Below are 635 nucleotides of genomic sequence, written 5' to 3'. Positions count from 1 at the left end.
TGCCGGGTGCACTTCCTGCGCAACCTGCTGTCTCACGTGCCCAAAGCGGGCCAGGACATGGTGGCGGCGGCCATGAAAGCAGTATTCGTCATCCAGGCCCCTGATCAGGTGCGCTCCCACTGGCAGCGGGTCACCGAGATGCTGCGCAAGCAGTTTCCCGGCGCTGTGCCGGTGATGGAGGCCGCTCGCGATGACGTGTTGGCCTTCTTGCACTTCCCCCAGGAGCACTGGCGCAAGGTCTGGAGCACCAACCCGCTTGAGCGGCTCAACAAGGAAATCAAACGCCGCACCAACGTGGTCGGGATCTTCCCCAACGACGCTGCGATCGTGCGGTTGGTGGGCAGCCAGCTGCTGGAGCAGCAGGAGGAATGGCAGCTGGAGCGTCGGCGCTTCTTCTCCGAGGCCACCATGGCCAAGATCCCGGAGCCGGAAGAGCCGCTGGAGCTCACCGAAGCTGATCCGGCCAAGAAGGCGGCAGCAACCATCCGCTGAAGCGCACCAGCTCCTCCCTCGATCTACACAGAACACATCGATCGCTGAGTTGCCAATTCAGCGATCAGGGTTCATAGTGAATGAATGGAGCTGCGCAATCAGCTTCCAAGCAGTCATCTCTTGACTGCTCCTGTTCACCCTCC

General features: G+C 61.7%; 1 protein-coding gene. It reads left to right on the top strand.

Features of this window, described 5'->3' with window-relative positions:
• A partial coding sequence (locus tag CJZ78_RS13550; protein WP_198953927.1) for a transposase occupies window positions 1–492 on the top strand: 492 nt, incomplete at its 5' end.
• Window positions 493–635 lie beyond the last annotated feature (143 nt).

Origin of the sequence: Synechococcus sp. 8F6 (assembly GCF_002252665.1) — a bacterium.
GTDB lineage: Bacteria > Cyanobacteriota > Cyanobacteriia > PCC-6307 > Cyanobiaceae > Cyanobium_A.
This window is presented reverse-complemented; position numbering and strand designations above follow the sequence as displayed.